Below are 22,874 nucleotides of genomic sequence, written 5' to 3'. Positions count from 1 at the left end.
TATGGCGGCCGTCTCGTATCAGCCCAAATCCGGACAGCGTCCGCTTGCCGCCCGGCTGGGATGCTCACACTTCGGTTTGTTCAGCCATCTCAAGCGCATCGTCGACCTCAATGCCGAGATACCGGACCGTACTTTCCAGCTTCGTATGGCCGAGCAGGAGCTGTACCGCCCGAAGATTCTTTGTGCGTCGGTAAATCAGCGATGCTTTCGTTCGGCGCATCGTATGCGTGCCGTAGGCCGTGTCATCGAGCCCGATCGCTTTTATCCAACGATGCACGATCCTCGCGTACTGACGAGTTGAAGATGAGGTGACGCGTGAATCCGGCCAGGGAACAGAAAATCTGAGGGAGACAGCCCAGCTACCCTGATCCAGTTTTCCACGCTTTCCCGCGTTTGCTCGGTGATCTCGAATTGCACCGGCCGCTGCGCCTTCTGCTGCATGACAGTCGCGCGGTGCGCTACACGAGTGCCCATGCAGACATCGCGTACCCGCAGCTTCGTCAGGTCGCACGCTCGCAGCTTGCTGTCTATTGCCAGATTGAACATCGCCAGATCACGGGTCTTTCCGCCCAGCTGAAGACGGACTCGAATGGCCCAAATTTCCTTGAGCTTCAGCGGTGATTTTTGCCCGGTCAGCTTGCCCTTGTTCCACGGGACATGAGGCAGGCTCGCGCTGATGATCGCTTCCGTGACAAACTCCTTTCAGATGAAGGGAGAGTCAGTCTGCGCCAAATCCCGATGGGTGATGTCCGACCCACTACGGTCAGACGACTCCCTCCAGAGCGGTCAGTCAGTCGAATCTGTCGAATCCGGGTTTTGTGAGCCGAATTACCTTAAAGCGGCCGATGGCGACCTCACACATTCGGCCATGAACGGCCACTTAGGATCGTCGCGCAACTTCTATGTCCGGGGGGCAATAGGTCCTTGCCCACGACCGCCTTCCGGCGAGCGAATGACGCGTAACGCTGCCTCGATCCGGACACACACGGTCATAATCTGGGCTGCGGTGAATGACCGCTCCAATCCTGTAACGGGTAAGACACATGACAGTCCGTGAATTGATCATCCCGCCGACGATGCAACGTATCGTAGAGCGCGCCGGTTATGTACCGGCCGTGAAGGCTGGTTCCATAGTTTTCTGCGCGGGGCAGGTCGGGCGTACCGTTGACCTCGAAGTCATCGCCGATCCCGAGGCGCAATTCCTCGCGTGCTGGGATAATTTGCGCGTGGTTCTGGAAGCGGCTGGATGCACTTTTGAAGATGTCGTCGATATGACGACATACCACGTGCAGATGAGCACGCATATGCCTACATTCCGTGAGGTGAAGAACCGGGTTTTTCCACGCGGCACATGCGCTTGGACTTCGATAGGCGTGTCCGAACTCGCGCATCCCGGCTTGCTGGTCGAAGTCAAGTGCGTGGCAGTGAAGCGAGATGCCGCCGCAACGGAAGAGCGTGGTAACAGCTGAAGATCAGTCGCTAGTGCGCCACGTGACGACACGCGTTAGACATGTACCGCGAGTCGCCGGAAGGGCCCGAAAGTGGAGCGCGCCAGCGACGTCAGAAAACGACAGATGGACGACTACGGCCGATTGCATTCAGAGCCAAAGCCCGCCCGGGCGGCCGCCCGCACCGACGTCGGCGCGGCGGGCGTGCGTGCGAGCGAGATGCCCAGCGCGGCGCCGACGGCGAGGAACAATGAAATCGAGAGCAGCGCGACGATGAACGCGTGCGCCATGGCGGCCGGATCCTGGCGCGCGCCGAGGACCATATAGAAAATTCCGCCGATGATCGCGACGCTGAGCGAGGTGCTGACCTGCAGCGTCGAACTGGCGATGCCCGCGATCATGCCGGAAAGCGCCGGTGCGACGCGCCCGGTCACCATGCGCATCAGCGTGGGCAGCGCGAGCCCCTGTCCGAAACCGATGACGAACAGGGCGGCGGCGAGCGGCACTGACGCGAGCGGCATCCCGGTCGGCGTGGCATCGATCAACCACGCGAGGCCGACGAGCCCGACGACCTCCAGCCCCATGCCAAACGGATTGACGTAAGCGCCGATGAGACGTGCGCAGAACGGGGTCGACAACGGGCCGAGCAAAAACCCGACGCCGAACGGCAAGAACACGAGGCCCGCGCTCAGCGCGTCGACATGCAATGCATTCTGCAGATACACCGAGAACAGCAGGAAGAACGCGCCGATCGCGTACAGCAGCAGCGCGATCAGCAACGCCCGTCCCAGCCCCGGCGCGCGCAGCGCGGCCGGATCGAGCAGCGGCGCGCCGCCGCGGCTGCCCAGCCTGCGCTCATACCGCCAGAAGAACCCGGCGAGGGCCGGCGCCGCGATCAGCGAGACCCATGCCCATAGGGGCCAGCCTGCTTCGCGCCCCTCGATCAGCGGCACGATCAGCGCGCCCAGCGTCAGCATCGACAGCGCGGTGCCGCCGAGGTCGAGCTTGCGCGCATGCTGCGCACGCGTTTCCTTCAAGAGCGGAACGCCGAACAGCACCACCAGAATTGCCAGCGGCAGGTTGACGAGGAAGATCGTGCGCCAACCCGGGTTCAACAGGTTCAGCGAGATCAGGATCCCCCCAAGCGCCTGACCGACCACGGCGGCGAGGCCGAACACCGCGCCATACAAGCTGAGCGCGAGCGGCTTTTCCGTTTCCGGGAAGATCGCCTGGATCGAAGCGAGCGCCTGCGGCGCCATGATCGCGGCCGTCACGCCCTGCAACGCGCGACCGACGATGAGTGTCCACGGCGAGCTCGCGAGGCCGCACAGCGTCGAGGCCGTCGCAAAGCCGATCAACCCGAGAAAGAACATGCGGCCGCGGCCGAACAGGTCGCCCAACCGCCCGCCGGTGATCAGCGTCACCGCGTACAGGCCGGCATATGACGAAATGACCAGTTGCTCGGCCGATGACGAGGCGCCCAGTTCCGCGCGGATCGACGGCAGCGCAACATTGATGATGAAGAAGTCCAGCGGCGGCAGGAACGCACCGACGAGCAGGACCGAAAACATGGCCCAGCGACGCGGGTCGGGCGAGACGGGATCATTTCGTGACATGGACGGCTCTCCATACGGAACTAATCGGTTCCAAATTGAATAAAAAAACTCAGTCGAGGAGACGCATCGTGCGGTCGACCAGCGCGAGCATGTCGCGCTCGGGCACACCGGTTTTCCCCAGCACGCGCATGCCCTCGATCTGGCAGACGAGCAAACGCGCCAGCACCTGTTCGTCCTGCTCGGCGATTTCGCCGCTCGCCTGGCCGCGGACGATTGCGCCCGCATAGAGCTGCTGCAGGCGCCGGAACATGCGCCCCGTGCGCTCGGCAACATCCGCGTCGCGCGCGGCCAGTTCGGTGGTCATCGCGATCGCGAGGCACCCCCGCCGGCCAGCCTCGCCGACAGACAGGTGACCATAGCGCAGCAGCGAGTCGCGAATCGCATCCTTCACGGGGCCGGGTTGCGACAGGATGTCCGCGGTCGCCTTGAGGCCGTCGGCCATGTACAGGTCGAGCGCCGCCAGCAACAGCGCCTTCTTGTCGCCGAAAGCCTTGTAGAGACTGCCGCGCGACAAACCGGTGCCGGCCATCAGGTCGGGCAGGGACGCGCCTTCATATCCGCGGTCCCAAAAAACGTCCATGGCGTTGCGCGCGGCATCGCCAAGTTCGAATTCGCGGGGGCGCCCCACGCCAGCCGGATTTGCCATCGATCAGGTTCGCAAACGATGCAGTGCTTGAAAGTGGGGTCGATTATATGGACCGATCGGTTCCGATGTCAACGCGCGCGTATCGGCAGGACGCGGCGATGGCCATCCCGTTTCACATCTGAAGCACAAGGAACGCAATGATTTTGCGAACCGCAGTTCGGATGGCGTTCGGCGTTTGCGCCGGTATGGCGGCTAGTTGCTGGGTCGATCCGGGGCAATTTAAGGGCTCGAAATTCGGCTCTGCGATAGCAAGGGATGTTCGTCGAGGTAGCGAACGACAGAGTGAGCACGCTTAATGTAGAAGGACTTTAGCCTAGGAATGTCGGCGTTAAGATGAGATTCGCGCATCATCTGCGGCGACTCGCGCCCGTGGAATGCCCGGTGTTTAGCCCCTCCAAAGTCCCGGTGCGACCCTTCTCGGTCATCTGTTTCCACGGCTTTCTAAAGGCCGCTTACAGAAGGACAACGGTCATTTGCAGTGGGCCGGCGTTATTCCTTGCCAATAGACGATCCACCTCGTCCTGTCCCCTCCTGGATTGTGTACTTCGCCATCGCCGACCAGTCGCGGTCCCCCAACCCAGCCGCAACCGTATCGGCCATCCGGCCGTGGACCGCAGCGAGCATCGGCAACGTTCGCCCGGCTTCGCGGGCGGCTTCCGATGCCAGGCGCAAGTCCTTTAGACCGAGCGTCGCCTTGAAGCCGGGCTCGTAGTTTTCGCCCGAGATGTTCGCCGAATAAACCTGATACGAACGACTGCCGAACAGCGTGTTCAGGATTACGTCGAAAAAGCGCTCGCGTTGCAAGCCATTCGCTTCGGTCAGTACGACGGCTTCCGCCATCGCCTCGATTGCCATCGTGATCATCATGTTGCACGCGATTTTGGCGGCATTTGCAGTCGGCGCCTCATCGCCCATATGCCAGATGCGTCCGCCAATCACTTCGAGCAAAGGACGTATCGTTGCCACGGCTTCAGGGGCGCCGGCCGCGAGCACATTGAGTTCGCCCTTCGCCGCCACGTCGGGGCGTCCGAGCACGGGCGCAGAAACATAACCGATGCCCGCCTTCTGGTGCACGGCAACCAGTTCACGAGCGAACGCAACCGAAATCGTCGACGTGACGACATGCACGAGTCCGCGCCGCGCCCGTGCGAGCACGCCGGACGCGACGAGCGTCGAGCGGATTGCGTCGTCATCGGACAGCATCGTGAGCACGGCATCGCCCTGGACCGCCTCGACCGGCGATGCGACCATCGTGACACCTTCCACCGATCCGCCTGAACGATTCCACGCTTTCACCTCATGTCCTGCGCGCGCCAGGTTGCGGGCCATCGCGCGTCCCATCACGCCGAGTCCGATGATGCCAATTTCCATGTGGTTTCTCCTGCATTTCAGATGAACCGTGTTAGCCAATGCGCGTGTCCGGCGTCGCCTAGACTGGCCGATGATCCATTCGAAGAAAGAAGTGAGCGTTGCGTCCGAGCTCTTCGCAGGTGCCTCTTTATAGCGCCGACGCACGCAGGCGGCGCGGCGCAATATCGGTGAAGCGTGTCACGTCGGCCATCACGGCGGGCGCTTCAGGTGACGTAAAGGCTGCATTGACCGATGCTTCGTCACGAAACCTGCATTCGCAGATCGCAAGCGTCCCGGCCTGCTTCTCTGCCGGGAAAAAGGCCGCGACCCCGACAAGGCCGTAGCGTGACCAGTGATGCATCACAAGGGGCAAATGACGGTCGACGTAATACGCGCGATCGAAGCGCGCACCGGTCTCTCCTTCGTAGGCGACGTAGATCGTGACGTTCGCATCTCTTGACATGCTGTTCTCCAGCGACTAAGGCGTGAAAGTCGGCATCGATCGGATGCATCGCACCGGTGATGCCGCGCGCGGGCGCCGATGCCAGATTCAGGCGGGTCTCGCGGCTTCACCGTTTATCGCGGCGGACCGATCGGCATTGCGATAAGGAACGCGAGAACGCTGCTAGCCTGGGTCGTCGGCCGGCGCGCACGTGTTCTCGCCGTGCGCCGCGCGATGGATCGCATTGACGATGCTCTCGTAGCCGGTGCACCGGCACAGATTGCCGCTGATCGCGTGACGTATCTCTTCGTGACTCGGCAACGAGTTATGCCTCAGGAGGTCCGCCGCCGCGATCAGCATGCCGCTCGTGCAGAATCCGCATTGAAACCCGTTCTCCGCAATGAACGCCTCCTGCAGCGCCTCGATTCCGCCGAGGCCTTCGATCGTCCGCACGTCGTTTCCGGATATCGACGCCGCAAGCACAAGACAGGACTTCCTTACCTCGCCGTCGATCAACACCGTGCACGCGCCGCAATCGCCGGTCAGGCATCCGATGCGCGTGCCTTTCGCATCGAGTGCATCGCGGATGAGTTCGACGAGCAACAGTCGCGTGTCCACTCGTTCAGAACGCGGCTCGCCGTTGAGCGTCAGCCGCACCTCGGTCGTTCCTTTCATGTCTTCGTTCCCGTGAGCAGGATGCGCAAATGCCGTTTCACGACGCCCGGCACGACAGCGCGACGATAATCCGCGTCTGCGAGTTCATCGCTCCAGCCTTCGCCGACAAGATCCCGCGCACTCATCGCCGCATGCTCGATGAACTCATCGGGCGCAAGCAACACCTGTTCGTCGCTCTCGAAGCGGCGATACGCCGGCCGTCGGCCGGCCGCGCCGACGGCAAGCCGCACACTGATCTGCTCGCCCCGATGCAGGGAGCACGCGACGGTCACGATAGGCCATGAACTCGCACTCGCCTTGTACTTCTGATATTCACATGCTACGAGCGTCGCGTCACGTGGCACGCGTATGCCAACGAGGAACTCGTCTGCGCGCCGCGCGGTGCAAAAGGCGTCGATAAAAAACTCTTGCGCAGCGACATGACGCACGCCCTGCGACGAGCGCAATTCGAACTCTGCCTCGAGCGCCGCGAGACATCCCGGTGCGTCGGACGAAGGATTCGCAAAGCTCGCCGCCCCGCCGAGCGTACCCTGATTGCGGATTGACGCGCCGCCCGTGACCTGCGCGGCCATCGCCGCAAGCAGCGGAGCATGGCGTGCCACGAACCGTGAAGCGAGCAATTGCGCATAGGTCGTCATCGCGCCGATGTGCAGATGCGTATCGCCGAGCACGATCTCGTCCAGACGGAGCGCACTCAGACTGATGACATGTCCGGGACACACGAGATTTGCGGACATCGACGGCACCAGCATCGTGCCGCCGCCGAGCACCGACGCATCCTCTCGAAAGGCGGCCAGCAAGGCACCCACTTCGTCGAGTTCCGTCGGTTGGTGAAAATCGAAGTAATGGCCGATCACGTGCGTCGCTCCTTGAGGGACGCCATCACGCGCGCCGGCGTCGCTGGCACGTGCGTCAGGCGCGCGTCGTCACCAAGTGCATTCGCCACGGCGTTGCTCACAGCCGAGAGCGCACCGCCGAGGCCTGATTCTCCCGCGCCCTTCATGCCGAGCGGATGAAACGGATTTAGCGTCACGCGATGCCCGACGCGAATAGGCGGAAGATCGTTAGCACGGGGCAATAGATAACTCTTGAAGCGATCGGTGATCATGCGCTGATGTTCGTCGAACCTGATGAGTTCCCAAAGCGCCACACCGATGCCCATCACGACCGCGCCCCTGAGCTGCGCTTCGACGAGCGCCGGATTGATCATTGCGCCGCAGTCGTGCACCACGGCATAGTCGTGCAGCCTGCTGTTGCCGGTCGCCATGTCGAGTTCGAGCGCCACGGCATGCACGGAATACGAGAATGTCGGGTACGTGGCGATGCGGCCTTGCGCATCCGGCTCCACGCGCACGTTCTGTGGCGCGAAGCTGCGCGTCACTTCGAGCGGCAGCGTCACACCGGCTGCCACGGTGAATGGCCGCAGATGCGCCCCGAGGGCGAGTTCGGCCACTTCGATCCTCGCGCCGTTCGACTCGCGCCACGCATGGCCGTCGCGCAGTGAAATGTCGTCGGGCGCACCGCCGAGCATGTTGGCGGCGCACTGCGAGAGCCGTGCCCGCAACTCCTGCGCGGCGAGATACGCTGCGGTCCCCCCGTACATCAGCGCACGGCTGCTAGCGTTGCCGGTGCCGAGCGGCGTCACGTCCGTGTCCCCTTCGATCACGCTTACCTGGTCCGCGCGCAGGCCGAGCTCACCGGCGACCATCTGCGCAATGCCGGTATCGCTGCCGCTGCCCGGAGACGTCACGCCAGTAAGCACCTGCACGTCGCCCGACGGCATCATGCGAACGGTGGACGTCTCGTAACCATTGGGGAAGTTACCGGGCCGCGCGCCGCCTTCCGGCGTCAGTTCGAACGCAATGCCAATACCGATGCGACGCTCGCTGGTACGCGCCGCGCTTGCCCGCTCCTGCCATTGCTCATAATCGAACATCGTCAGCAACTGCTCGAGGCCGCCCGGATAGTCGCCGCTATCCACGTTCAGCCCGGACGGCAGCAAACGCGGCAAGGCGTCCCGTGCGACCAGATTGCGACGGCGCAATTCAACTGGATCCATGCCAGTTTGCCGTGCCAGCAGATCGATTGCATGTTCCAGCACGAGGTTGCCGATCTCTTTGCCGTAACCGCGTATGGCTTGCCAGGGCGGTCGATTGGTGATCGCGAGGGAGCACTCGACGTCGCAGTGCTCAATCGTGTAGACGGTCGGAAACACGGCCGGCGTGACGAGCGCCATCGCCCAACTGTGACCGGCGCCGATGATGCCGACATCCACCATGATGCGGTCACGCCAGCCGATGAGCCTGCCTTGCTCATCCGCCGCGATCTCAAAGCTGTGATGCTGCGAACGTGCACCGGCGAGCATTGTCTCGCGCCGTTCCTCGACCCAGGCGACCGGGCGTTTCGTGATCCGGCTAAACAGCGCGACCAGCACTTCTTCGGGATGCCCAGCCATCTTGAGCCCGAACGTCCCGCCGATGCGCGGGGCGATCACGCGGACCTGTGACTCCTTCACGCGCAAGGCTGCTGCAATCAGCCAGCGGCTCGTATGAGGGTTCTGGAACGTGCCCGTCAACGTGTAGCGCTCGCCGCGCGCGTCCCACTGGGCGACGTAGCACAGCGTTTCCATTGGTGCACTGGTCGATGGGCCGACCGTCAGTTCCCCTCGTGCAATGTGCGCCGCGCGCTCGAATGCAGCATCGGCGTTCCCCGAACGAATGCGGTCGCGCACGAATAGGTTCGTATCCCAGCCGGGCTGAACCACTGGCGCACCTTCGCGCAGGGCGTCGCGGGCGTCGGCGGTTGCCGGTTGCACCTCGTATTCGACGCGAATCTTCGCGAGCGCGGCTTGCGCGTCGTGCACCGACGTCGCCACGAGCGCCGCGACCGGTTGGCCGAAGTACGTGGCGTGCTCAAGTGCAAGGCAACGACTTTGTAAAGGCCCGCGTGCGCCATGTGCGGGGAGATCCATGGCCGGCGGCATTGCATCGCTCATGCGCGCTGCGTCTTCTCCCGTGAGGCCAGCGACGACACCCGGCATGGCGAGCGCATTCGACAGGTCGATCGAGACGATCGTCGCACACGCGTGAGCGCTGCGCAGGACGGCAAGATGGAGCGCGCCTTCGGGAATGAGATCGGCACTGTAATCGACGCGCCCCGAGACGAAGCGCGCTGCGTCCAGACGCGCCACGCTCTCCCCGAGCAGGCTGCCCGGCGACGCATCCTTGAAAGTCTGTTCCATGTTTGTCGCGCGACGGCCCGATTGCGCGGACCCCGCCGTTCGTTCGTTGTTCATCGGCTCGCCTGGCGTCCCACGCGCACGCAGAGCATTGCGCATGCACCGAGCGCCAGCAGTGTCGTCATCAGATAAAGCCCGCTGTTGAGTGTGCCGCTCAGCGTCTTGAGCCAGCCCATCGCGAACGGACTGGCGAAACCGCCGAGCAGACCGAGGCTGTTGACGAATGCGATCGCCGGAGCAGCGGCGGGCGACCCGGCGAAATAGTCGGACGCCAGCGACCACAGCAGCGGAAGCGTGACGAACACCGTGGTCGATGCGATCGTCAGGAGCACGATGGTCGCAGTCAGATCATGCGCCAGAAGCGGCAGCAGTGAAAGTGCGGTCGCGCCTGCCAAGGCCGCCAGTGCGCCGTGCCAGCGACGTTCGAGAAGCCGGTCCGAGTTTCGGCAGATCAGCACCATGCCGATCGCGGCGATGCCGTACGGAATGGCCGAGAGCCAGCCAATGCGTTCCACGCTCGTCGCGCCTGCGCTCTTCAGTACCGTCGGCACCCAGAAGCTCAGCGCATAGGTGCCGCAAATAAAGGTGAAATAGGCGAAGCTGATCACGTACACCTTCGGATCGACGATGACCTGCCGCAACTGCCCGGCGTGTTCCACACCGGCCTCGTGGCCGTCGTCGCGCAATGCGTGGCGCAAGTTGTCACGCTCCGGTTCGGTGAGCCATTTTGCTCGCTCGATGTCGTCCGAAAGGGTGAACCAGGTCACGATGCCGAGCAGCACCGCCGGCGCCGCTTCCACGATATAGAGCCACTGCCAGCCCGCCAGACCCGCAACCCCTGCGAGCCGCGACATCGCCCAGCCCGACACCGGGCCGCCGATCATCCCGGCGATCGGGAAACCGGTCATGAAGAGACCGAGAATGTGCCCGCGCCGGTTGCGCGGGAACCATTGACTCAGGAAGTAGACGACGCCGGGGAAAAAGCCCGCCTCGAACACGCCGAGCAGAAAGCGCAGTACGTAGAACGCGGTCGGGCTCGATACGGTCGCCATTGCGCAGCCGGTGAAGCCCCATAGAACCATGATGCGCGTGATGGTCTTACGTGCGCCGATGCGTTGCAGAAGCAGATTACTCGGCACCTCGAACAGAAAGTAGCCGATGAAGAATATTCCCGCGCCTAGTCCGTACACGGCATCGCTGAAGCCGAGCGCGTCCTGCATCTGCAGCTTGGCGAAGCCGACGTTGATGCGGTCCAGATACGCGATCACGTAGCACACGATCAGAAGCGGCACAAGCCGCATCGCGACCTTGAGATAAAGCGCGCGCTGCGTGTCTTCCGGGGCCGTTACCTGAGCGGGGGCGTGTACATCGAGAGCGATTTTGCGCGACATGATGACCCTCTCAATGAAGTTGAACGGAACGGCACGTGAATGACGGAAAGCGTTTCATGAGGCTGTCTCCTTGAGCCTGTCGACGCGCAGATGGTCCGGCGGCGTCTGCTCTTTCTGAGCGGTTCGCCCGAAGGCGGCAGAACGTTCGCACGAAAAACTGATCGATCGAACAGTCAGCACAGTAGCCGAGGAGCCAACGTCCGGTCAACCCGAAACACGGCGCATTTTGCCGGGGATTTTCCCTTGTTGACTGATCGATCAGTCAGGACTAGTATTGACAGTTGAACGCATCGCCTGGCGAAGAGCCGCACGTTTGCGACAGGCGTCAGAGTGACTTTTCAACCTTCATCAGAGGAAAGAGCCGTGAGCACCTTCAACGAGTACTCAGACAAATTCGAGACCATCCGCATGACCCGCACCGATGGCGTACTGGAGATGCACTTCCACACGCACGGCGAGCCACTAGTATGGAATCTGACAGCCCATCGCGAGTTCGAACAGGCTTTTCTCGATGTAGGACGCGATCGGGACAACGAAGTCGTGATCATGACCGGCACAGGCGACGCCTTCAGCGGACCGGCCATTGCGCCCGGCATGCATCAGAACCGTAATTCGATGACGCCCACGGTCTACGATCCGATCTACTGGGAAGCGAAGCATCTGCTCATCAACCTGCTCAACATCGAGGCGCCGGTGATCAGCGTCATCAACGGCCCGGCCGTGCGGCATGCAGAGATCCCGCTGCTCGGCGACATCGTGCTCGCATCGGACACCGCGACGATCCAGGACACCGCACACTTCCAGGGAGGTATGGTGCCGGGCGACGGCATGCATCTGATCATGCCGCTGCTGATGGGTCGCGCGCGCGGCCATTACTTTCTTCTGACAGGTCAGAGCATTCCCGCAAGCGCGGCGCTTGAAATGGGATTGGTGAACGAAGTGCTGCCGTCGGCCGAGCTTTTGCCGCGCGCCCGCGAACTAGCCAGGCTGATGCTCAAGCAGCCGCGTCTCGTGCGACGCTATACACGCACCTGCCTGAACCAGGAACTGAAAGCACGACTGCACGACGTGCTCGGATACGGACTCGCGCTGGAAGGCATCGCCCGCATGAGAGAAGTAGCCGCCTGAGCGGGACCCGACTCTTCTTATCTGTATCACTTCACAAATCAAGGAGGCAGCATGACTGTCAGCAGTATTACCAGACCGATCGATATGGTAGGTTCGGTCATCGATGTGGTCGATTCAACGCCCGACGTGCTCGGCGAGTCGATCATCTGGGATGAGAAAACGCAACTTCTGTGGTGGGTGGACGGGATCGGTCAATCGATCCATCGCCTCGACATTTCAAGCGGCGCCAAGAAGCGCTGGCCGATGCAGGAAGAGATCGGCAGCATCGGCCTGCGCGCCAAAGGCGGCCTGATCGTAGGCATGCGCTCGGGCTTCTACTTCTTCTCGCCCGAAACCGGTGAGCTGACCGAAGTTGCGCGTCCCGATGCCGAGCGTCCGAAGAACCGTTTCAATGACGGCAAGTGCGACAGGCACGGCCGCTACTGGTCCGGCACCGTTGAAGCGGCCGCCTACACCCCACGCGGACGTTTGTTCCGGCTGGATCCCGATCTGAAGCCGAAACTCATCATGGAAGGCATCACGTGCATCAACGGGCTCAGCTTTAGCCCGGATAACCGCCTTATGTACATGACCGACTCGTTCAGTTGCCAGATCGACGTGTTCGACTACGACTCCGTCGACGGCGCCATCTATAACCGCCGCAAGTTCGCCGAAGTTCCGCTCGGACGTGGCATCTGCGACGGCTCGACCGTCGATGCCGACGGGTGCTTCTGGAGCGCGAACATGGACGGCTGGTGCGTCACGCGCTACGACCCACGCGGACGAATTGACATGGTCATCAATCTCCCGGTGCGGCGCGTGAGCAGCCTGTGCTTCGGCGGCCCCGATCTCGACACCCTCTTTATCACTACGGCGCGCCGGCGCATGAGCGAGAAGGAACTCACGCAGCAACCGCTCGCGGGCAATGTGCTCGCGATACGTCCTGGAGTGAAAGGACTGCCCGAGCCGGAATTTCTTGGGTAACGGCGTGCGCTGCACGGTATATCGCGTCGCATGAGGATCGCGATATACTGATTGATCGATCAAATAGTACGGTGATGGAGTCGCTTAGATGAAGACAGAACGCGAAAAGAAGGCGTCGGCACGCACGGGCAACGGTGCTCAGGAACCAGACCAAGCGCCCGGTACCCGCCTGTCCGCGATCCTGAATGCGGCCGAAAGGGTGTTCGGCGAGCACGGCTACGCCGGCGCGAGCATGCGAAACATCGCAGAGGAAGCGGGAGTCGCGCAGGCGCTCGTGCATTATCACTATGCGACCAAGGACAAGCTCTACGAGGCCGTGTTCGAGCGACGGTCGTCGGCGATCAATCAACACCGTGGCAAGTTGCTCGACGCCCTGTTCGCGAGCGAACGCACCGCGACCGTCGAAGACGTGCTGACGATTGCCTTCACCCCGCTATCGGAAATTTTTCATGGCGAGGATGCTGTGAATCTCGCGCTTTACGTGCAACTCGTTGCGTCCGTCAGTCTAGGCAGCGACGAGCGTTCACGGCGCATTCGCGAGACCTACTATGACCCGATCGCGGAGCGATTCATCGACGCGCTGCATACCGTCGTGCCTGGCATTGCACGCGAGCAGGCGGTGTGGGCGTATCTGTTTTCCGTGGGAGCCCGGCAGCAGGCCCATGCACTCAATGGCCGGGCGATGCGACTGGGCGCACGGGACCGCGCGAGGAAGTCGACGGCACACTATTCCGACCTCGTCCGCTTCGCGGCGGCAGGCATACGTGAGTTGGTGCGCAACGAAACAGGCACGAACGTAAGTTCGAAGGAGCCCGAAGGCCGCGTCGCCAAGCCCTCGAGTGGTCGAACGAAGAAGTCGCAAGCCAGCACCATCGCGAACACACCGACTCGTAGCGTGCGCGGTCGCGAGTGACGCGACCTGGCGATTCAGCCGCCGGAGGGTTGACTCGCCTAAGAGGCGCGCTCGCGGCGCCACCTGTGGAGGAATATGAATGACTGACCTAAGCACATCCGGCTTGCCGATGCAGCAATTGATTGAATTCGATAACGTCGCTGTCTCGGTGACTGACATCAATCGATCCGCAGACTGGTACGGGCGCCTCTTCGGGTTTCGTCGAGGATACTCGACCTACATCGAACCACTCGAGGCCGATTTCCAGATTCTCGAAAGAGACGACATGCGGATCGAACTTCTTTCGCGTGCAACGACCGTTCGCAATCCCGACGCGAATATTGTGCCGGGGCCGCACATCGACCGGACCGGGGCGAAGGCGATCGTTTTTCGTACATCGAGCCTCGAAGCCGTCACATCGCACCTCGAGAATGAAGGCGCAGTCTTCGAATGGAAACTCAAGCCTCTCTCTGCGGACGGCTTGCGGTCGACGATGGTTCGAGACCCCGACGGTACGATCATCAATATCCTGCAGTACCCTTAGTATTCACCTACGAGCCCATTGGCCCAACCCGACGAGCCGCGCCTGAAGCGTCGGCGCTGCGTCGTCGGATGCGCAAAACACTCGACGGCCAGCCCTGCGGCCGTAGTCCACCGCTGATCGGCCATTTGAGCGGCAGTCTCATGTGACGGTCGGACGACCGCTGCTGGCCGAGGCCGTGTGAAAACGCGAAAGTACTCGGTTTTCGGGTGTCGCGTTACCCTTCCCAAGTGGCCACCAAGCCAATACAGCGCGATCTGAACGGTCGATTTTTCAGGAGGCCACATTCAGTGCGCGTTTTCACACGGCCTCGGCCGACACTTGCCCGTCGTCCTGCCCGCGTGCGCTACAGGGCTGCATGTCGCGTGTCAGACTGTAGCCGACGATGCCCCTGAGAAAACCCGCAAAATGCTCGCTCGATCTTTCACGCGGCGCAAGTTCGATTTGTCGGCGTGATGGTTCTGACGTGTCGACAACCCCGCGAACCTCGACCGGACCGTCGGACCAAACCATGTCCCGAAACATCGATGGCAGTGTGCGGGTAAATTACGGGTAAAAATCAACCATCTGACTCTGCAATGAGCCTTCGCGCCCCGTACCACATAGCGTTCCACGATCGCGAGTCGGTTCTGAACGACAACTGTGCAGGAACGCTTGTTATGCAGCCGACGCCATCATCGCAGTGCCCTCTTTCTTTTCGGCGCAGTACCTTCCCCAGTCCTCCATCATCAGACGCCGACGCTCAAGCTGGTCGCGACGCCGGTAGGCCGCCACTGTCTGCGATACGATGACGTGTGCCAAGGCTTCCTCTGCGAGCGAATCGGGATAGTCCGTACATTCGGCAACCCAGTCGCGGAACGTCGACCGGAAACCGTGTACGGTGATTCCGTGTCGCGACATACGTCTCAGAAGCGTCAGCATTGCCATGTTCGACAACGGACGCCCTTCCTTGCAACCCGGGAACAGATAACCGTACATTGCTTTGGGCAATGCGCTGCGCACGATCTCGACAGCGCGGTCACAAAGCGGTACGCGAAGCGGCCGACCGCTCTTGGTACGGTCGCCAGGAATTGACCATGCGCGGGCGGCGAGGTCAAACTCCTCGTGCCGCGCAAAACGCACCTCGTTCGTGCGGGTCGCCGTGAGGATCAGCAGATGCAACACCCGTGCAGCACGCCGCGGACGTTGTTCAAGCTCGTGGACAAACGCAGGCAAGTCCTCCCAAGGTAGTGCCGGGTGATGGTTCACCTGCGAACGCTTCTTCGACCGCGGCAACACGAGTTACAGATGATCGACGTATCGTGCCGGGTTGCTGCCGACGCGATGACCCAACACCGTCTCAGCGTCGAGAATCGCCTTGATGCGGCCGCGCACGCTGCGCGCAGTCTCCGCCTTCTTGGTCCAGATGGGCTGAAGAATCCGCACGATCGTCGCGGTGTCAATGTCGCGCACCCGGACGTCACCGATTACTGGATACGCGTAGGTCTTGAGCGTGTTCCCCCACTGCTGGACGTGCTTGCGATTTCGCCACTGGGGTTCATGCGCACGGATAAACGCTTCAGTTGCTTCCCGAAACGTCACGTTGGCGTCCGGCGATATATCGAGCAACTGTCTGCGCTGCTGTTCGCGCCGCGCAAGGATGGGATCGATCAGGTCCCTCACCATATCGCGGTACCCGGCGGCGAGTTTTCGCGCCTCGCCCAGAGAAACACGCGAGAGCGGACCAAGCCCCATCTCCCGCATACGGCCGTTCAGTTTGAACCGGAACACCCATGAGCGTGCACCGCTGTCCGCGATCTGCATATAGAGGCCACCGCCATCGGCGTAATGACCCGGCGTCACCTCTTTCGCGACCCGCAGAGCGCTGAGTCGATGCAACGGTCGTCCAGCCATGTTGCCCTCCCTACCCACAAACCCACATCGCTACCCATACTTCGTGAGGAAATTGTGCGGACGTCAACGGTAGTCGCAAGCACGTCGTTACCCATAAACCGCTTTAAAATCAGCGACCTACAGGACATCAACGGAAGAATGTAGAGGAACTCGATTGGCTTCCAAAAAATTAGCCAAATAGCTTCCACTTTAGCCATGTTAAAAGGTCCCAACCGGTCTCGTCCCTATGATCTGTTACCCAAATAACTTCCGAAATCGACAGCTTTCAACCATAAATCTTCCTTCGTCGCAGCGGTTCGACAGGTTGGCGTCGCGACTGTCCACTTGAGCGCGCGTAGCGCTGGAAGACCATCGCGATGCCCCGCTTTGCGGGCGGGACGTCGTCGCCCCGGACACCATCATTCTGCAGGTCACCGCCGCATCACGCCCATCCCCTCGGTTGAGCACCAGTGTGAGCTTGCGATCACCCTCTGCGGTGCAGATGGACATCAAGGCGTTTTAGGAGGACAGCTAGATATCTATCCAGCATACTCTCGATTCACAGCCGGGCTAACATCCACAAGATCAGCTAGTCGGTTAAAATCCCCAGGAAGAAGATAAGCAGAATCCAGACCGAGGGGCCAAGGTGAAGCTGCACGAAATAAAACCGCGAGAACAAGTCGGCAGGGATACGCTCGCACGTTACAAGGCACAAACGCGGGCGGCCGCAATTGCAGCACTTGCCATACTCGAGGCGTCCTCTATCGACAGGGTTTATTGCGACTACCACGACGACTTTGTCGTACGGATGATTTCGAAATCTGGATTCCGTTATAAGTTTGTCCAAGTTAAGACAAAAAAGAAACAAAACGCCAACTGGACGATAAATGAAATTTTCGGTCTGAAGACCAACATAAAAAATCACGACAAACAAGACTCGAATGCAATTCGGGATAGCTTCGCCGGCAAGCTTCTATTACACACAGTAAATTTCCTCTCCTCCTGCGAAGAGGTTGTTTTTCTTACTAACATCAACTTCGACGATCGGGTTGAAGAACTGTTTCTAGACATTCAATCGTCGGCCTTCTCTGATCCGTATGCAATCGAGTTGGTCAAACGATTTAATGCATGCTTTCCTTGCTCCACTGCGACGCTAGGTCAGGAAGAGATATATAAACTTCTAAAAAAGCTCACCTTCGAAGCAGATGTAGAATACGTGAAGGAAAAGGATGAAGGTTTTTTTCCATTTGCCGGCCAAAAAATCTTTGATTATAGCGAGATTGATCTTTCCCATTCAGAAGCAAGAAAAATTATCAAAGACCTTCTCTCGCTCGTCGAAAGGAAATCATCCGGAGTAATTTCTGATTTTAGCGAAGGAAATATCGATCAGCAAGCCAGCATTGGAATAACTGAATTATTGGAAATATTAACAATATCGGCTGATGCATACGAGCTGCTCCGCCGAGGCGGTGATTTAAAGGCCGTGAAGACCGCGTCCGTACTCCAACGCATCATGGAATCGGCTGGTGCCGGGAAGGCAGAGGTCGAATTATGTGCTCGCTGCAAGACAGACTGGGACGTCTGGTTGAGAGAAAATCGCAACTCAATTAACGAGATCAACATTGTCGCGCTAAATTCAGAAATCGAAGACGTATTTTATTCGATGGTTGCTGTCACCGGTGCGTTTCGCGTATCGAAACTACGTGAACACCTCAATGTGCTTCGGAGCAGACTAGTTGCCAACAAGTTGATCTTTGACCTCCAGGATGAACAGCTCCTTGGAGCCCTACTTTCGATCCTTGTAAGGATCAAGTCATGAATCTTACTCAATTTTTGGAGAGCGTCGAGAGACAGGATATCGCCGTGTCCGTACGACACGGGCGAGTCCTCAAGCCGTACACGCTCAGCAACGAAGCCTTATTTCACCTTCCACTTATTGCAATGGTGCTACTGATCCTCGCAAAGGATCGACGCAAACCGTTGGTTGCCGAATTAGGCCAACTGGTAGGGGAATGTCTTGCGGCAACGGCGGATGGTTTTAAGGGCAGCGCTCACGAGCTTGGTTGGTCAGCCAATCTCCGTGTACGGACGGTAAAGGCTTTGAGTTTCCTGGAAGTCGCCAATCTTGTTAAAGTTGACAATCGAAAATCAAAGCTACAAATCACCGAACTCGGAGTTAAAGTCATCAGCCTCGCGACGGAAGGAAACGACACTTTAGCCATTAAGCTCGTTCAAGTCCAGCGTGCATATCGCAATCTTATGGTTGAACGCCAACTGTCTTTGGGACTTTTATGAGATTGATTTCTCTCGAGATTGATCCGCGCGGATCGAATGGTCTTTCTCTTCCGCAACAGCTATTTGCTGACGAAGTCACCCAACTTTATGGGCCGAACGGATCTGGTAAAACCCCTGTCGTCCAGACTATTGTTTACTGCCTTGGATTTCCGGTCAGCTTTCGTGCAGATATTATTAGCCGATGTGAAAGTGCATCGCTTGTCATTGATATCAAGGGAGTCCGATATACGCTCAAGCGCTACATCACCGCATCTGGACTCGACATCGAAGTACGGGAACCGGCAGGTCCTGCTCAGCGCTTCTCCAATGAGAAAGATTATTCCGCATATCTATTTGATCTTCTTGGTCTAGATTTTCCGACGCTTGTCACCACGTCTAACGAACCCACCACCCCATATATGGCAACGGTCTTGCCATTCTTTTACCTGGATCAAGACGATGGGTATGGCACGTTCTACAAGCCACCAAAGATGTTCATCAAGGATCAGCTGGCAGAGATGGTGCGAATTCTCGGCCGGATGCCTTGCCGCAACTCGTTCGACGCAAAGAAAGATCTTATTCAGGCCACGAAGGAGCGCGACAGACTTGACAGATTGGTCCTCGAAAGGCGTCAGGCGGTTGATTCTGCAGGAGCAACAGAACTACCTCTCTCTTCCGATGTATTGTCCGATCGCCTTGAGAGAATGCGCGAGGAACTTGATCAACTTCAACAAAGCGGACTTACCAATACAGCCGCGATTGCTGCGCTGGAGCAACTGATCGGGGACCGCCGTAAGGAACTGCGGGAGAAGCAGCTTGAGATTGCTGAGATCGACAAGCGCGCGGATAACATGTCGCAAATTGTCACGGAAATCGAATCTGAGATCACCACGCTCAACTTAAATGAAGAAGCAAAGCGCGTATTTTCGTTGTTCAATGAAATATGCGGCGTAACCGGTTGTGGGCTCTTCGCATTTAGCACGGATTCATATGCGAAGAACCTTCTCTATCTTCGGGATCAAATCAAAGATCTTGAACGGATTTCTGTAACCGAGGGGGCTCGGCGAGATGCTCTGCTTCAGCAAACCGAGCAATTGCGCACGCACATCCAAGATCTCGAAGGACAACGAGTGCGATCCGCGACAGATACTGTTACCGTAGCAACTCGTACAGCTCTTGACGCACTCACTAATCAAGTTCTTGACCTGGAGATACAAAAGCGCGACGTGAAACGCCGTGAGCTATTGCTCGAACGCCTAGCGCAGGCTACAGAGCAGCGCGAAGCTGCCGTAGATAGAGTGCAAACGCTGGCAAACTCTTCGACGCTAACCCCCAGCGTGGCAAGTTTCCGCACGGCACTCAAAACCGCCTTGGTACGTTGGCTCGATGTCCTGCAGATCAGTAACGTTTCAGCAGAGATCCGTTTCGTCGATGATTTCATCCCAACATTTGGAACCGAAGCTCTCGCCCAATTAAAGGGCAGTACGCGAGTACGTGCAGTACTTGCATACCATGCGGCTCTGCTCGAAGCATTGCTTTCAACAGGCAAGAGGCTCCCTTTCCAATTCATCATTATGGACACACCAAAGCAACACGAGATGCATAATGTCGACATTGGACGATACATTGATGAACTCAAGGTATTTGGACATAAGCATAGCGTTCAAATTGTTTTCTCGGCTACGGAATATCGCCATAGAGGGAACAATAAAGACAGGGAATGGCCCGCGTCATTTACTGGTGAGAAGCACGAGATGTTCCTTGGTTAGCCGTCGTTTTCCATGGAGTCAATTCATACTTCACTTGTCCGACGAGGACGTCCCATTTCTTTCTAGGGAAAATGCCATCCAGCGCACTTCAGTCGCTGGATGGCAACCGATAGATCAGCGGAACGTTGTGTTTACCGGGTAGTGGCGTTACTTTGTCGCGCGCAGCGCGCAATGAATAAGCCACGCACGCGCGTGATACGTCGTTTCTTTGGGCTCAACCGGCTCCGGCACCTACACCGGTTCCGCCCCAACCAGCCGGATGTCCTGTTTCAAAAACGCGAGCCATCGCACCACAATTTTGCAAGCGTTGATACACTCAAGCTCTGAAAATCGGTCGAATACCCTCTGGAATAAGCCAGCTCAACCGAATATCTCTTCTTTCCAAGAGATAGAAATCACTAACATTCCTTATGTTGTATTTTTAATTTATCTTCCACAATGAACTACAAAAAATTCATCAAACAACCTAGCGTAGAACTACAGCTACTTTCTTCAATCCAGATGCTTACTGAAGAACGACTTGTATTTAAAATTAGTAACAGCCCCGACTACAGCATCTCAAATTATGATCGCCACCGGATGGAGACATACTTCTTTGCTGATTCGCACAGTTTCCCCGAAAATGTTAGCTTCGTCCTTCATGCGGAAAAGGAGGGTGAAACCATTGTTGCCGACTGTGAGCTTAACGACTATCGTGTGGAGTGGGATATCGACGATTACATTGACGATTCCGAAGATGTACTCTCAGAAGTTCTGGCTAAAAACGGTGAGATCGCAATGGCGGTTGATTGCGTTGACGAGTTTGAATTGCACGGAATCCGGCAACCACTCGTAGACAACACAAATAAGTCTATTACGTTTGTCGGTGGATACAGAGCCTCTTACGCAGGTATTCAGCCTGACGAGTGGAGCCTCTATGCGATCTGTGACGTGCTGGGGATAAGCAAGCGGACGGTGGACGACAACACCCATCTCGGCGTCCTCGCGGAGGGGCTAGCAATGATGCTCAGGGGCGACTACAAAATTGCGTCATTCATGTTTTACTGCGCCTTGGAGGCTTACATAAATTTCAAACTTGAGTGTCAATCGGATAAAGAGCGACTCTCAGAGAAATTGAAAAGACTCGTTGTCGATGTCTTTCCTAGCATCGAAATCTCAAAGCATCTGATATACACTTCCATTGTCAACGAATTCGATCTGCTCAGTGGATTCAGAAACGCGATCGCTCACGGATCGAAGGCCGTGACTGTTTCCAAGAAGCAAACCATATCGCATCTGACTCTCGTCTTGACGCTCATTGCCTGCATCGAGACCGGCCATGAGAACTTTTCTTCGCTCGCAACAGAGTTAAGCACCAGTGATTTTTCACAAGCCTCCACCCAGTTCTGGTCGTCCTGGAAAGATGGAGACTGAGGCATCTACGACGAACACCTCGAGCAACCTTTCGTTTGCTCTCTTTGCCTCAACGCGACGCTTGTAGTCTCCTCTTGAAGACTACGTCGACAGCGTAAGGCCGTTGCGATCCAAAGCGAGTAATCAATGCCTGCGCTCAGATGGCATTTTACTAGTATCGCTAATCTGTCAATTCGACGCCCGCCCCACGGTAGACCTACGGCGCGCCATTTGGACGTTCAGCGCGAGAAGGGAGCACCGGCGAGATGGGCGTAGTAGCGACACATGCCGGCAAACGGATGATTTGCCTGGCACATGAACTGGATCTGCTTCAAGCTAAGAGCATCGTCCAGTTGTTTCCACGCGTGGACCGCCAAAACCAAAGACCGATAGACAATGTAGCGCTGGCGGGCGAGCGTTTCGCGGTTCATTCCTAGGTAGTCAACTGCGGCCTGGACGGCGCGCTTTGCGCGAGGCGAGGCATTGTCCGGAGGCAAGACGTGCACTTCCTCATTCGTCTCGACGGCAGCCCAGGCAAATAGTGGCTCAGGGTCTTCAAGATACGGATGAGGCAGATCTGGGTCTTCCGTTTGCCAGGCGGCCAAGAGAGCGGCCTCAATAGCGGTCGCGGGATCCGGGCAGAAGTTGCTCACAAGGAGCTTAAGCGCCGTTTGGGTCGTTGGGAGCGCGGCCGGAAGTATTGGCGCAGGCAGTTGCGTGCCCGCAATAGGGAAATGATCGTCCTTGTATTTCTGATTGCACAACTGGCAAGAAAACACGTAATTGTCGACGCATACCGCCAGCCACCAGTATATGGACTTCGGACGGAAATGCTCGACGTCTCCCCAAGCGACAGCTGAGGTGGGCGCCTCGCAGTAGGCACACTTGTTGAAGCTGTCTCGCTCCAAGAACGGCTTCATCTTCTTCCAGTCGCCGAGGATGCCTTCCCACTCGATCTTGGCAGGGTTGGAATGGCGCGCCTTGGCGAGTGCTACCAGCCTAGTGACCAAGCCGGCGCCTGTGAAGCCAGCGTTTAAGCTGGCCGGGTCCCGAGCACGCTTAAGGTGTATCAACGTTTCTTCCCGTAGTAGTAGACAATTAGGTCTTCGATTGTCGTCAGGCTTTTGCAGCCCTAAACTTTGGAGCCTGTCAGATTTTTAGTGTGTCGAGGTCATGAGACGATAACGGAAATAACGTCCAATGACCGAAACAACAGTGACCAAGAAGAGCAAGAACC

The 22,874-nt window shown here is 58.6% G+C and carries 18 protein-coding genes and 3 pseudogenes; 9 read left to right on the top strand and 12 right to left on the bottom strand.

What is annotated here, in order from left to right; all coding sequences use genetic code 11:
- Positions 1-64 precede the first annotated feature (64 nt).
- Positions 65-681 (bottom strand): annotated as a pseudogene (locus tag B0G75_RS34840) (tyrosine-type recombinase/integrase).
- Between the two features lie 377 nt (positions 682-1,058).
- On the opposite strand from B0G75_RS34840, the gene B0G75_RS34835 reads away from it, so the two are divergent.
- Positions 1,059-1,469, top strand: a complete 411-nt coding sequence (locus B0G75_RS34835; RefSeq protein ID WP_258194843.1) for a RidA family protein — start codon at positions 1,059-1,061, stop codon at positions 1,467-1,469.
- A gap of 113 nt (positions 1,470-1,582) precedes the next feature.
- Here B0G75_RS34835 and B0G75_RS34830 read toward each other — a convergent pair whose 3' ends face one another.
- From B0G75_RS34830 to B0G75_RS34795, 8 genes are all read right to left on the bottom strand, one after another.
- Positions 1,583-3,064 (bottom strand): MFS transporter, encoded by a 1,482-nt coding sequence (locus tag B0G75_RS34830; RefSeq protein ID WP_106314361.1) that lies wholly within the window; start codon positions 3,062-3,064, stop codon positions 1,583-1,585.
- Positions 3,065-3,113: 49 nt separating this feature from the next.
- On the bottom strand, positions 3,114-3,710 hold the full coding sequence (locus B0G75_RS34825) for a TetR/AcrR family transcriptional regulator (RefSeq protein WP_106314360.1): 597 nt from the start codon (positions 3,708-3,710) through the stop codon (positions 3,114-3,116).
- 489 nt (positions 3,711-4,199) lie between these two features.
- Positions 4,200-5,081 (bottom strand): NAD(P)-dependent oxidoreductase, encoded by an 882-nt coding sequence (locus B0G75_RS34820; RefSeq protein WP_106314359.1) that lies wholly within the window; start codon positions 5,079-5,081, stop codon positions 4,200-4,202.
- Between the two features lie 127 nt (positions 5,082-5,208).
- A complete protein-coding gene (locus B0G75_RS34815) occupies positions 5,209-5,523 on the bottom strand; it encodes an EthD family reductase (protein ID WP_106314358.1) in 315 nt (104 codons plus the stop codon).
- A gap of 162 nt (positions 5,524-5,685) precedes the next feature.
- A complete protein-coding gene (locus B0G75_RS34810; RefSeq protein ID WP_106314357.1) occupies positions 5,686-6,177 on the bottom strand; it encodes a (2Fe-2S)-binding protein in 492 nt (163 codons plus the stop codon).
- Entirely contained in the window at positions 6,174-7,034 is an 861-nt protein-coding gene (locus B0G75_RS34805; protein WP_106314356.1) for a xanthine dehydrogenase family protein subunit M, read from the bottom strand. Before B0G75_RS34805 ends, B0G75_RS34810 begins: the two co-directional genes overlap by 4 nt.
- A complete protein-coding gene (locus B0G75_RS34800; protein WP_258194842.1) occupies positions 7,031-9,472 on the bottom strand; it encodes a xanthine dehydrogenase family protein molybdopterin-binding subunit in 2,442 nt (813 codons plus the stop codon). Before B0G75_RS34800 ends, B0G75_RS34805 begins: the two co-directional genes overlap by 4 nt.
- Positions 9,469-10,806, bottom strand: a complete 1,338-nt coding sequence (locus B0G75_RS34795; RefSeq protein ID WP_106314355.1) for an MFS transporter — start codon at positions 10,804-10,806, stop codon at positions 9,469-9,471. Before B0G75_RS34795 ends, B0G75_RS34800 begins: the two co-directional genes overlap by 4 nt.
- A gap of 363 nt (positions 10,807-11,169) precedes the next feature.
- Here B0G75_RS34795 and B0G75_RS34790 point away from each other — a divergent pair, with 363 nt between their 5' ends.
- The 4 genes from B0G75_RS34790 (at position 11,170) to B0G75_RS34775 (ending at position 14,333) form a co-directional block, all read left to right on the top strand.
- Positions 11,170-11,934 (top strand): enoyl-CoA hydratase/isomerase family protein, encoded by a 765-nt coding sequence (locus tag B0G75_RS34790; protein ID WP_006047399.1) that lies wholly within the window; start codon positions 11,170-11,172, stop codon positions 11,932-11,934.
- 51 nt (positions 11,935-11,985) lie between these two features.
- Positions 11,986-12,897 carry an SMP-30/gluconolactonase/LRE family protein gene (locus B0G75_RS34785; RefSeq protein ID WP_106314354.1) on the top strand — a complete coding sequence of 304 codons (912 nt, stop codon included), beginning with the start codon at positions 11,986-11,988 and terminating at the stop codon, positions 12,895-12,897.
- Positions 12,898-12,985: 88 nt separating this feature from the next.
- Positions 12,986-13,810 carry a TetR/AcrR family transcriptional regulator gene (locus B0G75_RS34780; RefSeq protein WP_106314353.1) on the top strand — a complete coding sequence of 275 codons (825 nt, stop codon included), beginning with the start codon at positions 12,986-12,988 and terminating at the stop codon, positions 13,808-13,810.
- Between the two features lie 109 nt (positions 13,811-13,919).
- Positions 13,920-14,333: a VOC family protein gene (locus B0G75_RS34775; protein WP_258194840.1), complete on the top strand. Its 414-nt coding sequence runs from the start codon at positions 13,920-13,922 to the stop codon at positions 14,331-14,333.
- Positions 14,334-14,987: 654 nt separating this feature from the next.
- On the opposite strand, the pseudogene B0G75_RS34770 reads toward B0G75_RS34775, so the two are convergent.
- Positions 14,988-16,223 (bottom strand): annotated as a pseudogene (locus tag B0G75_RS34770) (tyrosine-type recombinase/integrase).
- 331 nt (positions 16,224-16,554) lie between these two features.
- A pseudogene (locus B0G75_RS41620) lies at positions 16,555-16,641 on the bottom strand (ABC transporter ATP-binding protein); the annotation flags it as partial.
- A gap of 207 nt (positions 16,642-16,848) precedes the next feature.
- Between B0G75_RS41620 and B0G75_RS34760 the strand changes: the two are divergent.
- From B0G75_RS34760 to B0G75_RS34740, 4 genes are all read left to right on the top strand, one after another.
- Entirely contained in the window at positions 16,849-18,021 is a 1,173-nt protein-coding gene (locus B0G75_RS34760) for a dsDNA nuclease domain-containing protein (protein ID WP_106314351.1), read from the top strand.
- Positions 18,018-18,497 carry a hypothetical protein gene (locus B0G75_RS34755; protein WP_106314350.1) on the top strand — a complete coding sequence of 160 codons (480 nt, stop codon included), beginning with the start codon at positions 18,018-18,020 and terminating at the stop codon, positions 18,495-18,497. Before B0G75_RS34760 ends, B0G75_RS34755 begins: the two co-directional genes overlap by 4 nt.
- A complete protein-coding gene (locus B0G75_RS34745; RefSeq protein WP_146142571.1) occupies positions 18,494-20,245 on the top strand; it encodes a hypothetical protein in 1,752 nt (583 codons plus the stop codon). The genes B0G75_RS34755 and B0G75_RS34745 overlap by 4 nt, the downstream gene beginning before the upstream one ends.
- A gap of 438 nt (positions 20,246-20,683) precedes the next feature.
- Positions 20,684-21,658, top strand: coding sequence for a hypothetical protein (locus tag B0G75_RS34740; protein WP_146142570.1), 975 nt, complete (start codon positions 20,684-20,686; stop codon positions 21,656-21,658).
- 218 nt (positions 21,659-21,876) lie between these two features.
- Here B0G75_RS34740 and B0G75_RS34735 read toward each other — a convergent pair whose 3' ends face one another.
- A complete protein-coding gene (locus B0G75_RS34735) occupies positions 21,877-22,647 on the bottom strand; it encodes a hypothetical protein (RefSeq protein WP_146142569.1) in 771 nt (256 codons plus the stop codon).
- Between the last annotated feature and the right edge of the window lie 227 nt (positions 22,648-22,874).

Source organism: Paraburkholderia sp. BL18I3N2 (assembly GCF_003001875.1).
Taxonomy (GTDB): Bacteria; Pseudomonadota; Gammaproteobacteria; order Burkholderiales; family Burkholderiaceae; genus Paraburkholderia; species Paraburkholderia phytofirmans.
Note: the sequence above shows the minus strand (reverse complement) of the source record. Positions and strands in the feature narration are given on the sequence as shown.